Raw genomic sequence first — 13471 nt, 5'->3', positions numbered from 1 at the left:
GAGCTGCCGGACTTCACCTGGGAGCGCACCGACCGCGTCGACGCCCTGCGCGCCGCCGCCGGCCTGCGGTAGACGCCGGTCCCCGTCAACTGGCCCCGCCACAGTCCAAGGAGAATCGTTGTGCGCATCGCCGTGGCCGGCTCCATCGCCACCGACCACCTCATGGTCTTCCCCGGCCGCTTCGCCGACCAGCTGATCAGTGAACAGATGGACCGGGTCTCGCTGTCGTTCCTCGCCGACCGCCTCGAAGTCCGCCACGGCGGAGTCGGGGCCAACATCACCGTCGGCCTCGGCCGGCTGGGCCTGCGGCCCCTGCTCATCGGGGCCGCGGGCCTCGACTTCAGCGAGTACGGCGGCCGGCTGGGCGAAGCGGGGGTCGACACCACCTCCGTCCGCGTCAGCGAGACCCTGCACACGGCGCGCTTCGTGTGCACCACGGACGACGACCAGAACCAGATCGCGACCTTCTACGCGGGCGCCATGGCCGAGGCGGGAAAGATCGACCTCGCCGAGACCCACGAGCGGGTGGGAGGCCTCGACCTCGTCCTCGTGGGCGCCGACGACCCCGCCGCGATGCTGCGCCACACCGCCGCGGCACACGCCCTCGGCATCCCCGTCGCCGCCGACCCCTCGCAGCAGCTCGCCCGGCTCGACACCGAGCAGACCCGGCTGCTGGTGGACGGGGCGCACCTGCTGTTCACCAACGAGTACGAGAGCGCACTGCTGCGCGAACGCACCGGCTGGGACGAGGAGCAGGTGCTGGAGCGGGTCGGCACCTGGGTCGTGACCCGCGCCGCCGACGGGGTCTCGATCCTGACGGCCGGCGCCGCACGTACGGACGTCCCCGCCGTCCTCACCGACGCCGCGGCCGACCCGACCGGCGTGGGCGACGCCCTGCGCGCCGGCTTCCTCGCCGCCGTGTCCTGGGGCCTGCCGTACGAGCGGGCCGCCCAACTGGGCTGCGCACTGGCCACGGTGGTCCTCGAATCGGTCGGCACCCAGGAGTACAAGCTGCTCCCCGGCGACCTGCTGTCCCGCATCGACCGCGTCTACGGCAGCGCGGCGGCGCGGGAGATCGAGCCGGCGCTGGCGGGGTGCGCATGAGCGGCAAGCGCAGGAGCGGGAGCAGGAGCGGGGCGGGCACGGGCGCCGCGCCGGGCCGGGCGGGAGGGCGGAGATGACCGTACTGCGCGAGATCCTGCGCAGCGGGAGGCCCTCGTACTCCTTCGAGTTCTTCCCGCCCAAGACCGACGCGGGCTCACGCGTGCTGTGGGACGCGATCCGCCGGATCGAGCCGCTCTCGCCGACCTTCGTCTCGGTCACCTACGGAGCCGGCGGTTCCTCCCGGGACCGGACCGTCGAGGTCACCAAGCGGATCGCCGCCGAGACCACCCTGCGGCCCGTCGCCCACCTCACCGCCGTCGGGCACTCCGTCGCCGAACTGCGCCACATCCTCGGCCAGTACGCCGACGTGGGCGTCCTCGACGTCCTCGCCCTGCGCGGCGACCCGCCCGGCGACCCGAACGCGCCCTGGACCGCGCACCCCGAGGGCTTCCACCACGCGCACGAGCTGGTCTCGCTGGTCAGGAGGTCCGGGGAGTTCAGCGTCGGCGTCGCTGCCTTCCCCGAGCGGCACCCCCGCTCTCCGGACTGGGACAGCGACATCCGGCACTTCGTGGCCAAGTGCCGGGCCGGCGCCGACTACGCCGTCACGCAGATGTTCTTCCACGCCGAGGACTACCTGCGGCTGCGCGACCGGGTCACCGCGGCGGGCTGTGACACCCCGATCATCCCGGAGATCATGCCCGCCACCGACGTGCGCCAGATCCGGCGCTTCGCACAACTGAGCAGCGCCGCTTTCCCGCCGTCCCTCGCACAGCGCCTGGAAGCCGCCCGTGACGACCCGGACGAAGGGCACCGCATCGGCGTGGACTACGCCACCGCCATGGCGCAGCGGCTGCTGGCTGAAGGGGCCCCCGGCCTGCACTACATCACCCTCAACCGCTCCACGGCGACCCTCGAGATCCACCGGAACATCCTCGGCTCACCGAGCACCAGCCGGCCCGAGTTCGCCGCGCCGCGCTGAGCGGCGCCGGGTCCGGGCGGGCGACGCGTCGGGGGCGAGTGGTCCGTCGCCAGTGGTCCGTGCGTCCGTGCGTCCGTGCCGAGTGGTCCGTGGCGAGTGGTCCCGGCTGAGCGGTCCGTGGCGAGTGGTCCGTGGCCCCCGTGCGGCGGGGGCCACGGACCCGTCCGCGTGCGCCCACCACCCGCGCTCGACCTGCCGTCGAGCGGAGCTGGCCAAGCTCACCACCCATAGGACTCACCCGTGAAGGAACACCCAATGAGCCGACGCGTCGTCATCACCGGAATCGGCGTGGTCGCGCCCGGGGGAGTGGGCACCAAGGAGTACTGGTCCCTGCTCACTTCCGGGAAGACCGCCACCCGGCCCATCAGCCTCTTCGACGCCACCGGGTACCGCTCCCGCATCGCCGCCGAGGTCGACTTCGACCCCCTCGCCCACGGTTTCCGCGCCGAAGACGCCCGCCGCCTCGACCGGGCCGCGCAATTCGCCCTCGTCGCAGCCGGCGAGGCGCTGCGCGACAGCGGGCTGGACGGGAGCGACGCCGATCCGGAAGGCACCGGGGTCACCCTCGGCAGCGCGGTCGGCTGCACCATGGGCCTGGACGACCAGTACAACGCGGTGAGCCTCGGCGGGAGCACCTGGCAGGTCGACCACACCCTCGCCGCACCACACCTGTTCGACTACTTCGTCCCCAGCTCGATGGCCGCCGAAGTGGCCTGGCGGGTCGGCGCCCAAGGACCCGTCTCCATGGTCTCCACCGGCTGCACCTCGGGTCTGGACTCCATCGGCCACGCCGCCGAGCTGATCCGCGAAGGCAGCGCAGACGTGATGGTCACCGGTGCCACGGAAGCACCCATATCCCCGATCAGCGTGGCCTGCTTCGACGCGATCAAGGCGACCTCGCCGCGCAACGACGCCCCGGAGACCGCCTCGCGGCCCTTCGACGCCACCCGCAACGGCTTCGTCCTCGGCGAGGGCTCGGCCGTGCTGGTCCTGGAGGAGCTGGAGAGCGCCCGCCGCCGCGGCGCCCACGTCTACGCCGAGATCGCCGGGTTCGCCGGCCGCTGCAACGCGTACCACATGACCGGACTGCGCTCCGACGGCGCGGAGATGGCCGCCGCCATCGACAGCGCCCTGGACGAGGCCCGGCTGGATCCCGGCGCCGTCGACTACGTCAACGCCCACGGCTCCGGCACCAAGCAGAACGACCGCCACGAGACCGCCGCGTTCAAGCGCAGCCTCGGGCAGCGCGCCCACGAGGTGCCCGTCAGCTCCATCAAGTCGATGATCGGGCACTCGCTCGGCGCGATCGGCTCCCTGGAAGTGGCCGCCTGCGCCCTGGCCATCGAGCACAACACCGTCCCGCCCACCGCGAACCTGCACACCCCCGACCCCACCTGCGATCTGGACTACACCCCGCTCGTCGCGCGCGAGCAGCGCACCGACACCGTGCTCAGCGTCGGCAGCGGTTTCGGCGGCTTCCAGAGCGCCATCGTCCTGACCCGCCCGCGCCTGGGAGATGCCGCATGACCACCGCCCCCGCCCCCGACACCGCCCGCCCCGCCACCGGTTCCACCGCGCCGGTCGTCACCGGCATCGGCGTGGCCGCGCCGAACGGCCTGGGCACCGAAGCGTGGTGGGGGGCAGTGCTGCGCGGCGAGAGCGGCATCCGCCCCGTCAGCCGGTTCGACGCCGGGCAGTACCCGGCCCGCCTCGCCGGGGAGGTGCCGGGCTTCGACGCGGCCGACCACATCCCGAGCCGGCTGCTGCCCCAGACCGACCACATGACCCGGCTCGCCCTCACCGCCGCCGACGAGGCCCTCGCCGACGCGGCCGTCGACGTGTCCGCCCTGCCCGACTTTTCCGCCGGGGTCATCACGGCGGCCTCCGCGGGCGGCTACGCGTTCGGCCAGAAGGAACTCCAGGAGCTGTGGAGCAAGGGCGGCCAGTACGTCAGCGCCTACCAGTCCTTCGCCTGGTTCTACGCCGTCAACACCGGCCAGATCTCCATCAGGAACGGGCTGCGCGGCCCCAGCGGCGTCCTGGTCACCGAGCAGGCCGGCGGGCTCGACGCGGTCGCCCACGCCCGCCGCCAGCTCCGCAAGAGCGGCGTACGGCTGCTGGTCACCGGCGGGGTGGACTCCTCCCTGTGCCCGTGGGGCTGGGCGGCGCACCTCGCCGGAGGCGAACTGAGCACCGCCGAGGACCCGGGCCGGGCGTACCTGCCGTTCTCCGCCGACGCGGACGGCCACGTCGCCGGCGAGGGCGGCGCGCTGCTCGTCCTGGAGGACGCGGACCACGCACGCGAGCGGGGCGCCGCCGTCTACGGGGCCGTCGCGGGGTACGCCTCCACCTTCGACCCGCCTCCCGGCTCGGGCGGCACCCCGCGCCTGGGCGCCGCCGCCCGGCTCGCCCTGCGGGACGCCGGGCTGGAGGCCGCCGACGTCGACGTGGTCTTCGCCGACGCCGCCGGACGGCGCGCCGCCGACCGGGAGGAGGCCGAGGCCCTCGCCGCGCTGTTCGGCGCGTACGGCGTGCCCGTGGCCGCGCCGAAGACGATGACGGGCCGGCTCGCCGCGGGCGGCGCCTCTCTGGACCTGGCGGCGGCCCTGCTCTCGTTGCGGGACGGGGTCGTCCCGCCGACCGTCAACGCGGGCCCCCCGGCCGCCGACTGCCCGGTCGACCTGGTCACCGAGGTGCGCCGGCCCGCCCGGCTGCGTACGGCGCTGGTCCTGGCCCGCGGCCGCGGCGGCTTCAACTCGGCGGTGGTGGTACGGGCCGCCTGACGGCCGCCTGGTGACGAACCCGGGGGCCCCGAAGACCGTCCGGGAGCCCCGGGACACGAGGACCGTCGAGAAGGCCGAGCCGGGCGGCACCTGCCTGCCCTACGGCCGCGTACCGACGGGGAGGCCCCTGCTGCCCGCGGGCGAGACGGCCGACGCGCCGTGCCACGGCGGGCCCTTCGGCGCGAAGGCGATCTTCGGGGGCGAGGACGCCGCCGAGGCGGACGCGTACCGCGGGGTCCCGGGCACGCCCGTCGGGAGGGCGATGCGCCGGCCCTCGTGCCACCCCGCACCCCGGCGACTTCGACGAAGGTGGGAGAGAGGAGACTCCCGCCCTCGACCGGGGTGAGTCCCTCGCGCGCCTAGCGCGCAGCCGGTCGCTGCCCGGCCCGGCCGTCGACGGCGACCGCGTCCTCTCCTGCGATCACGCCCGGTTCCCGGACTGGTCCCCACCCGCCTCGGATACGAGGAGACCGGCGGCGCCGTGGAGCGCGGGCACGTCGTCCACGCTCCGGCCGGCAAGCCGCTGCACGTCCACGCCCGAGCCGCGCGCCGCGCACCGCGCGGGCCGGCTCAGGGCGTCAGGACCAGCGCCCAGGCGAGCAGGCCGGTGGCCGCCGTGCACAGCAGCGTGCGCCAGACGTTGGCCCGCACCCACGGCCCCTCGAAGCCGCGGCGGACTGCGGCCGCGTCGGCGATCCGGGCGGGCGGACCGGCCTTGTCCAGGGCGTTGTTCAGCGGGATGTTGACGCGGGCCGTGACACCCATCGCGACGAGGTAGCACACGAACGCCCCCGCCAGCGGCCCGAGCACGGCGCCGCGGGCGGACAGGGCGTGCAGGACCAGCGCGAGGCCGGTGAAGAGCAGGGCGCCGATGTAACCGAGGACGAACCAGCCGTTGAGGATGGCGATGTTGATGCGCTGCATCACCTCGATGACGGTCCGGTCGTCGGTGCGCCGAAGGGCGGGCATCACCGACACGGCGAAGCCGTAGAAGAGGCCGCTGACCAGACCCATCGTGATCGTCGCGGCGACGAGTGACGCCGAACGTGCCATTTCCATACGGGTGCTCTCCCCCGGTCGACCGGCCCCTTGCGTCCCGCCGATCCTACGGGCCCCTCACACCGCGGCAGGCGGCGAACGCACGCCGGAGCGCACGGCTCCAGCGGGACTCAGGGCAGGTTCGAGGAATCGTTCCTGGGGCCGGTGTAGGGGCGGTCCAGGGGACGGAAGCCCTCTCCCGGTCGTGGCGGCGCACGGTACTCTCCCGCCTGGGCCCGCACGCCCGCCTGCCACCCTCCGAGAGGAAACACACCGTGAAGGACCCCAAGGACAGGCTGGACGCCCTCCGGGCCGACATCGAGCGCCGCAACCCCGCGCAGCCCGAGTTCCACCAGGCGGTACGGGAAGTCCTGGACAGCCTCGCCCCGGTGTTCGCCGCCCGCCCCGAGTACGCCGACCCGGCCGTGGCGCTGGTCGAGCGGATCACCGAGCCGGAGCGGCAGATCCTCTTCCGCGTGCCGTGGACCGACGACCGGGGCCGGGTGCAGGTCAACCGCGGCTACCGCGTCGAGTTCAACAGCGCGCTCGGCCCGTACAAGGGCGGCCTGCGCTTCCACCCGTCCGTGGACATCGGCGTGGTGAAGTTCCTCGGCTTCGAGCAGATCTTCAAGAACGCCCTCACCGGCCTCGGTATCGGCGGCGGCAAGGGCGGCAGCGACTTCGACCCGCACGGCAAGTCCGACGCCGAGGTCATGCGCTTCTGCCAGTCGTTCATGACGGAGCTGTCCCGTCACATCGGCGAGCACACCGACGTCCCGGCCGGTGACATCGGCGTCGGCGGACGCGAGATCGGCTACCTGTTCGGCCAGTACCGGCGCATCACCAACCGCTGGGAGGCCGGCGTACTCACCGGCAAGGGCCAGGGCTGGGGCGGCTCCGCGATCCGCCCGGAGGCCACCGGCTACGGCTCGGTGCTGTTCGCCGCGGAGATGCTGGCGGTGCGGGGCGAGTCCCTGGACGGCCTGAGCGCGGTGGTCTCGGGCTCCGGCAACGTCGCCCTCTACACGATCGAGAAGCTCCAGCAGCTGGGCGCCAACCCGCTGACGGCCTCCGACTCCTCCGGCTACGTCGTCGACGACAAGGGCATCGACCTCGCGCTGCTCAAGCAGATCAAGGAGGTCGAGCGCGGCCGCATCAGCGAGTACGCCGCCCGGCGCGGGTCCTCGGCCCGCTTCGTGCAGGGCGGACGGGTCTGGGAGGTCCCGGCGGACGTGGCGTTCCCGTCGGCGACGCAGAACGAGCTGGACGCGCAGGACGCGCGCACGCTGGTCGCGGGCGGGGTCAAGGCGGTGTCGGAGGGCGCGAACATGCCGACGACGCCGGAGGCGGTACGGGTGCTGCAGGACGCGGGCGTCGCGTTCGGCCCCGGCAAGGCGGCGAACGCGGGCGGTGTCGCGGTCAGCGCGCTGGAGATGGCGCAGAACGCGGGGCGGGTGGCGTGGGGGCGCGAGCGGGTGGAGGAGGAACTGGCCGGCATCATGCGGTCGATCCACGCCGTGTCGTACGAGACCGCCGAACGGTACGGAGCGCCGGGGGACTACGTGACGGGCGCGAACATCGCCGGCTTCGAGCGGGTCGCCGACGCGATGCTGGCGCAGGGCGTGATCTGACCCTCGCCCGCAGGCCGTGAGTTCCCGGCCGGGCCCGTTCGCGACGCCGTCCGACGCGCGGGGCCGGCCGGGGCGCCCACCCCGGGCACCTCCGGACCGGCCGGGCATCCGGGGGGCGGGGCGGGCGGGTGTCAGTGCGCCACGAGGTCGGCGAGCAGCTCTGCCGCGGGCTTCGGGTGGACGAGCCAGCTCAGGTGGCTCCCCCGGAGCGTCCGGACCTCGAAGGGGTTGTCGGGGGTGAGCGCGTCGGCTTCGCGGATCATGCGGTCCTGGGCGGCGGGCGGGATGCTGGCGTCGTCGGCCAGGCGCACATAGGTCTTGGGAACCCGGCCCCAGGTCGCGGCCCGCGCCCGGTCGGCGGACGTACCGACGTCGAGGTTCTCGTCGGGCTGGAAGGTGTTCAGGACGGTCCGGAACTCGTCATCGGTGAGGTCGGCGGCGAACGCCGCCTTGAACGCGGCGAGGGCCGCCGGGTCGGCGGTACGGAAGTTGACCCGCAGCAGACCGAGTTCGGCCGGGTTGCCGACCAACGTGGAGGCGAAGGCCGTGGCGTCGACGTCCGCCATCTCCGGTTGGGCGTAGTAGTCGCCCACCGCCAGATCGACGGGGCACCAGGCGGAGACGTAGACGATCCGGTCGATCAGCTCGGGCCGGGCGTTGGCGACGGCGGTGGCCGTGACGCCGCCCCTGCTGTGCGCGACGAGGACGGTGGGCCCGTTCCGCTTGGCCCGTTCGAGGACCTCGATCACGCGGGCCGCGTTGTCGGCGAGCGTGACCCCTTTGATGCCGCCCGGTTCCGCGGCGAGTGCGTCCGGGTTCTGGGGAGCCTGGTAGGCCGCGGGGAAGGTGGCCTCGAAACCGTGCCCCGGGAGGTCGACGGCGAGCGAGCGGTGCCCGTGCAGGGCGAGTTCGGCCTGTAGCGGAGCGAACGAGAACGAGTTCGCGAAGGCCCCGTGCACGAATATGAACGTCGGTGAATTCTGCATGCCTCAGCTTCCGACAGAACGATCTCCCGAGCAAGATCACGTCGGGTCGCCCGGTCACTGCTGCTGTGCGTGACTCCGCCCCGCACGCCTCGAACGCCGGAGGGGGCCGGCTCCGGGGTGTGGGGTCGGGGTCGGGTCGTAGCCTGGGGGGACCACTAACGAGGAGTCGCGCGTGCTTACCGCACTGAACGGGGTGTACGGGGATCGGGCCGACGCGGTCAGCGTCGCCGGACGGGTCTGCTCGTACGAGCAACTGCTGGGCGCCGCCAGGGCGGTGGCGGCCGATGCCGCCGACACCGGGGCGCCCGCGTTCGCCGTCACCGCGACCGCGTCGCTGGAGACCGTCGCCGCCGCCGTCGGCGCGCTGCTGGCCGGGGTGCCGCTCGTTCCGCTGCCGCCCGACGCCGGCCCCGCCGAACGCGCGCACATCCTGCGGGACTCCGGCGCCGCCGAGATCGACGTCGACTTCGCCCGCAAGGGCCCCGACCGGGGACGCCCCGCCCCGGCCGACGGCGATCCCGCGCTGATCCTCTACACCTCCGGCACCACCGGCCCGCCCAAGGGCGTGGTGCTCACGGCGGCCGCCATCGCCGCCGACCTCGACGCCCTCGCCGAGGCCTGGCAGTGGACCGCCGAGGACACCCTCGTGCACGGCCTGCCCCTCTTCCACGTACACGGCCTCGTCCTCGGCGTACTCGGCGCCCTGCGTACCGGCAGCCGCCTCGTGCACACCGGCCGGCCCACCCCCGAGGCCTACGCCGCGGCCGGCGGGAGCCTGTACTTCGGCGTGCCGACCGTCTGGTCCCGCGTCGCCGCCGAACCGCGGGCGGCCGCCGCCCTCTCCGGCGCCCGGCTCCTCGTGTCGGGCAGCGCCGCCCTTCCCGCGCCCGTCTTCCGGGACCTGGAGGCCCTGACCGGCCACCGGCCCGTCGAGCGGTACGGGATGACCGAGACCCTGATCACCGTCAGCGGCCGCGCGGGCGGCGAGGTCCGCCCCGGCACGGTCGGCACCCCGCTGCGCGGCGTCCGTACCCGTATCGCCGCCGAACCCGGCGCGGAGATCGGCGAACTCCAGCTCACCGGGCCCACCCTGTTCGCCGGGTACCTGGGCCGGCCCGAGGCGACCGCGGCCTCGTACACCGAGGACGGGTGGTTCCGTACGGGTGACATCGCCGCCGTCGACGAGGACGGCGTCCACCGCATCGTGGGCCGCGCATCCATCGACATGATCAAGTCGGGCGGCTACCGGATCGGCGCGGGCGAGATCGAGAACGCCCTGCTCGACCACCCCAAAGTCAGCGAGGCGGCCGTGGTCGGCGTCCCGGACACCGACCTCGGACAGCGCATCGTGGCCTTCGTCGTAGCCGAGGGCGTCACCGGCGCCGAACTCACCGACTTCGTCGCCTCCCACCTGTCGGTGCACAAGCGCCCCCGCGAGGTGCGCTTCGTCGCGTCGCTGCCGCGCAACGCCATGGGCAAGCCGCAGAAGCGGCTGCTGCTCACGGACGGGTCCGACGGCCTCACGGGGGAGCGTCGGTGAACGGGCTCGACCGCGCCACGCGCGCCACCGGCAGCCTTTGGCTGCGCCGCTTCGACGCCGGACCGCCGGCACCGGACGCACCCGTCCTGCTGATGCTCCCGCACGCGGGCGGCAGCGCCGCCTACTACCGCCCGTTCTCCCCGGCGCTGTCCGCCCACGCAGAGGTGCTCATCGCCCAGTACCCCGGGCGCCAGGAGCGCATCGAGGAGCCGGTCCCGGGCAGCATCGGCGCCCTGGCCGACGGCGTGGAAGAGGCGCTGCGGCCCTGGCGGGGGCGGCCCTTGACGGTGTTCGGGCACAGCATGGGCGCGCTGGTCGGCTACGAGCTGACGCGCCGCCTGGAGCGCGCCGGCGCCCCTCCGCTCGGGCTGGTCCTCTCCGGCCGCCGCTCGGCGCTCCTGCAACTGGAGGAGGACGTCCATCTCCGGGGCGACGACGCGCTGATCGCGACGCTGACCGCACTGGCCGGGACCGACGCCCGGCTGCTGGCCGATCCGGCGTTCCGCGAGATGATCCTCCCGGCGCTGCGCGGCGACTACAAGGCGGTCGAGACCTACCGGCACCAGCCGGGCCCGCCGCTGCGCACGCCCGTGAGCGTGCTGACCGGGGAGTCGGACCCGCGCGTGGGCGTGCCCGAGGCCATGGCCTGGCGGGAGCTGACCGAGGGCGCCTTCACCTTCCGCTCCTTCCCCGGCGGGCACTTCTACCTCAACGAGCAGCGCGAGGCGGTGACCCGGGCCGTCATCGAGGACCTGGCGGCCTTCACGGCCGCCGCACGCGCCGGTTCGGCCGGGTAGCGGGGCGGTGCGCGGGTGGCCGGATCGGGCGCGATGATCTGGGCAGGCTGGGCGGGCGTGGGTACGTTGCTCGCATGGATCAAACGGCTGGCGCTCCCAGAACCGATCACCGTGCCCTCATAGCGGCTGCAGTCACCGTCGTCATGTGGGCCTCCGCATTCGTCTCCATCCGCGCTTCGGCCCAGCACTTCGGGCCCGGCGCCCTGGCTCTGGGCAGGCTCCTGACCGCTTCGATCGCACTCGGCGTGGTGCTGCTGGTCAAGCGGGTGCCGCCGCCTTCGCGGCAGGCCTGGCCGGGGATCCTGGCCTCCGGCGTGCTGTGGTTCGGGCTCTACATGGTGGCGCTGAACTGGGGTGAACAGGGCGTCGACGCCGGCACCGCGGCGATGGTCGTCAACATCGGTCCCATCGTCATCGCCCTGCTGAGCGGATGGATCCTCAAGGAGGGTTTCCCGCCGATGCTGCTGGCGGGGATGGCCGTCTCCTTCGCGGGCGCGGCCGTCGTCGGGCTGTCCACGTCCAAGGGCGGCGGCTCCTCCCTGACCGGTGTGCTGCTCTGCCTCCTGGCGGCGCTCACCTACGGGGCCGGCGTGGTCTCGCAGAAGCCGGCGCTGCGGCACGCGAGTCCGCTCCAGGTGACCACGTACGGCTGTTTCGTCGGTACGGCGGTCACCCTGCCGTTCGCCGGGCAGCTGCTCGCGCAGCTGCCCGAGGCGCCGCTGACCGCCACGCTCAACATGGTCTACCTCGGCCTGTTCCCGACCGCCCTGGCCTTCACCACCTGGACGTACGCGCTGTCGCGCACCACGGCCGGGAAGATGGGCGCGACCACGTACGCCGTGCCCGCCGTGGTGGTGCTGATCGCCTGGGTCCTCCTGGACGAGGTGCCCGGCTGGCTGACCCTGCTGGGCGGTGCGATCTGCCTGGGCGGTGTCGCGGTCTCCCGGACGCGCGGCGCGCGCCCCGCTCCGGTGGCGGCCCCGGCGAAGGAGGCCGCCGACCGGCCGTGACCGGCGGCGCGTGAGGTGCCCGGAGGAGGGGCGGCGGGGGTGTCCCGCCGCCCTTTCTCGTGTCCGGAGCACTCCGGAAGACAGACCTTGTGGTCTGTTTTTGAGTGGTCGTCAGGTCGGATCGTTGTGCAGGCTGGGGCTGTTGTGCAGCACCGTACGGGCGGATGTCGAGTGCGGGACCGCGTTTTGCGAGGTTACTCCTGATGAAAACGGCGCAGTTGGTTTGATATTGACAAACCGTGGGGCCTGTTTTTTACTGAGGCAGGCTCATCCACGGACAGGGGAGTACGCGTGGACATCGAAGTACTTGGCACACTGGCGGTGCGGGAGCACGGAGTCTCCATCACGCCGACCGCCCTCAAGCCGCGGCAGGTCCTGGCGCTCCTGGCCCTGCACGCCGACCAGGTCGTGCCCGTGTCGGCCCTCATCGAGGAGCTGTGGGCCGGCGAACCGCCGCGCAGCGCCCGTACCACCTTGCAGACGTACGTGCTCCAGCTCCGGGCCCTGATCACCACCGCCCTCGAACGGGGCGGCGACGGCACCCGCACGGCCAAGGACGTCCTCGTCACCCTGCCCGGGGGTTACCTGCTCGACAGCAACGGCGGCACCAGCGACGTCCGCGAGTTCGACCGGCTCGCGGGCCTCGGCTACCGCGCCATGGACGCCGGCGACCACCCGGGCGCCGCCCGCCTGCTCCGCGAGGCGCTGGCCCTGTGGTCCGGCCCCGCGTTCGCCGACGTCGCGGGCGGCGTCCAGCTGGACATGGAGTGCCGCCGCCTGGAGGAGAGCCGGCTGTGCGCCCTCGACCAGCGCATCGACGCCGACCTGCGCCTCGGCCGCCATCGCGAGCTGCTCGCCGAACTGACCGTCCTGGCCAGCCGCTACCGCACCCACGAGAACCTCCACGGCCAGTTCATGCTCGCCCTGCACCGCTCCGGGCGCCGGGGTGAAGCCCTCGACGTGTACCAGCGGCTGCGCGCCACCCTGGTGCGCGAACTCGGCATCGAGCCGTCCGTGGCGCTGCGCAGGCTCCAGCGCTCGATCCTCATGGCCGGCCCGGAGGCCGCCGCCGCAGCCGCGTCCGCCCAGCCCGCCGCATCCGCGGTGTCCGCGACGGCCGTCCAGAACCCCGATGAACGGCTCGTCCGCGTCGGCTGAACCGGGCTCCCTGCTAAGCCGGTTGCGGGCGGAAGCGGTTGAGGGCGTCCAGGTGCTCGGCCCGCATCTCGTGGTCGCGCACGCCCAGGCCTTCCTCGGGGGCGAGGGCGAGGACGCCGACCTTGCCCTGGTGGAGGTTGCGGTGGACGTCGTAGGCGGCCTGGCCGGTGTCCTCCAGCGAGTACACCTTCGACAGGGTGGGGTGGATCTTGCCCTTGGCGATGAGGCGGTTGGCTTCCCAGGCCTCGCGGTAGTTGGCGAAGTGGGAGCCGATGATGCGCTTGAGGGACATCCACAGGTAGCGGTTGTCGTACTCGTGCATGTAGCCGGAGGTGGAGGCGCAGGTGGTGATGGTGCCGCCCTTGCGGGTGACGTAGACGGACGCGCCGAAGGTCTCGCGGCCGGGGTGTTCGAAGACGATGTCGATGTCCTCGCCGCCGGT

At 73.5% G+C, this 13471-nt stretch carries 12 protein-coding genes; 9 read left to right on the top strand and 3 right to left on the bottom strand.

Annotated features, from left to right (window positions below):
• Positions 1-120: 120 nt before the first annotated feature.
• The 4 genes from IE207_RS32670 (at position 121) to IE207_RS32655 (ending at position 4869) form a co-directional block, all read left to right on the top strand.
• Positions 121-1104, top strand: a complete 984-nt coding sequence (locus IE207_RS32670) for a carbohydrate kinase family protein (RefSeq protein WP_190187958.1) — start codon at positions 121-123, stop codon at positions 1102-1104.
• A gap of 73 nt (positions 1105-1177) precedes the next feature.
• Positions 1178-2086 carry a methylenetetrahydrofolate reductase [NAD(P)H] gene (metF, locus tag IE207_RS32665; RefSeq protein WP_190187957.1) on the top strand — a complete coding sequence of 303 codons (909 nt, stop codon included), beginning with the start codon at positions 1178-1180 and terminating at the stop codon, positions 2084-2086.
• Positions 2087-2341: 255 nt separating this feature from the next.
• Positions 2342-3613, top strand: coding sequence for a beta-ketoacyl-[acyl-carrier-protein] synthase family protein (locus tag IE207_RS32660; RefSeq protein ID WP_190187956.1), 1272 nt, complete (start codon positions 2342-2344; stop codon positions 3611-3613).
• Positions 3610-4869: a ketosynthase chain-length factor gene (locus IE207_RS32655; RefSeq protein WP_190187955.1), complete on the top strand. Its 1260-nt coding sequence runs from the start codon at positions 3610-3612 to the stop codon at positions 4867-4869. Before IE207_RS32660 ends, IE207_RS32655 begins: the two co-directional genes overlap by 4 nt.
• Positions 4870-5439: 570 nt before the next feature.
• Here IE207_RS32655 and IE207_RS32650 read toward each other — a convergent pair.
• On the bottom strand, positions 5440-5928 hold the full coding sequence (locus tag IE207_RS32650; RefSeq protein WP_190187954.1) for an anthrone oxygenase family protein: 489 nt from the start codon (positions 5926-5928) through the stop codon (positions 5440-5442).
• Positions 5929-6182: 254 nt separating this feature from the next.
• On the opposite strand from IE207_RS32650, the gene gdhA reads away from it, so the two are divergent.
• Positions 6183-7538, top strand: a complete 1356-nt coding sequence (gene gdhA / locus IE207_RS32645; protein WP_190187953.1) for an NADP-specific glutamate dehydrogenase — start codon at positions 6183-6185, stop codon at positions 7536-7538.
• Between the two features lie 131 nt (positions 7539-7669).
• On the opposite strand, the gene IE207_RS32640 is transcribed toward gdhA, so the two are convergent.
• A complete protein-coding gene (locus IE207_RS32640; protein WP_190187952.1) occupies positions 7670-8524 on the bottom strand; it encodes an alpha/beta fold hydrolase in 855 nt (284 codons plus the stop codon).
• A 172-nt stretch (positions 8525-8696) separates the two neighbouring features.
• Between IE207_RS32640 and IE207_RS32635 the strand changes: the two genes are divergently transcribed.
• The 4 genes from IE207_RS32635 (at position 8697) to IE207_RS32620 (ending at position 13029) form a co-directional block, all read left to right on the top strand.
• On the top strand, positions 8697-10064 hold the full coding sequence (locus IE207_RS32635; protein WP_190187951.1) for an AMP-binding protein: 1368 nt from the start codon (positions 8697-8699) through the stop codon (positions 10062-10064).
• Positions 10061-10861 carry a thioesterase II family protein gene (locus tag IE207_RS32630; protein ID WP_308433706.1) on the top strand — a complete coding sequence of 267 codons (801 nt, stop codon included), beginning with the start codon at positions 10061-10063 and terminating at the stop codon, positions 10859-10861. The genes IE207_RS32635 and IE207_RS32630 overlap by 4 nt, the downstream gene beginning before the upstream one ends.
• 74 nt (positions 10862-10935) lie before the next feature.
• A complete protein-coding gene (locus tag IE207_RS32625) occupies positions 10936-11871 on the top strand; it encodes a DMT family transporter (RefSeq protein WP_190187950.1) in 936 nt (311 codons plus the stop codon).
• A 291-nt stretch (positions 11872-12162) separates the two neighbouring features.
• Entirely contained in the window at positions 12163-13029 is an 867-nt protein-coding gene (locus IE207_RS32620; protein ID WP_190187949.1) for an AfsR/SARP family transcriptional regulator, read from the top strand.
• 13 nt (positions 13030-13042) lie between these two features.
• On the opposite strand, the gene IE207_RS32615 is transcribed toward IE207_RS32620, so the two are convergent.
• Positions 13043-13471: zinc-binding dehydrogenase (locus IE207_RS32615; RefSeq protein WP_190187948.1), on the bottom strand; the 429-nt coding region annotated here is incomplete at its 5' end.

Source organism: Streptomyces cirratus (assembly GCF_014650775.1).
Lineage (GTDB): Bacteria > Actinomycetota > Actinomycetes > Streptomycetales > Streptomycetaceae > Streptomyces > Streptomyces cirratus.
Note: the sequence above shows the minus strand (reverse complement) of the source record. Positions and strands in the feature narration are given on the sequence as shown.

Coding starts and splice junctions, on each gene's coding strand:
- metF (WP_190187957.1), top strand. CDS start 1,178: ATGACCGTACTGCGCGAGATCCTGCGCAGCGGGAGGCCCTCGTACTCC.
- IE207_RS32660 (WP_190187956.1), top strand. CDS start 2,342: ATGAGCCGACGCGTCGTCATCACCGGAATCGGCGTGGTCGCGCCCGGG.
- IE207_RS32655 (WP_190187955.1), top strand. CDS start 3,610: ATGACCACCGCCCCCGCCCCCGACACCGCCCGCCCCGCCACCGGTTCC.
- IE207_RS32650 (WP_190187954.1), bottom strand. CDS start 5,928: ATGGAAATGGCACGTTCGGCGTCACTCGTCGCCGCGACGATCACGATG.
- IE207_RS32640 (WP_190187952.1), bottom strand. CDS start 8,524: ATGCAGAATTCACCGACGTTCATATTCGTGCACGGGGCCTTCGCGAAC.
- IE207_RS32625 (WP_190187950.1), top strand. CDS start 10,936: ATGGATCAAACGGCTGGCGCTCCCAGAACCGATCACCGTGCCCTCATA.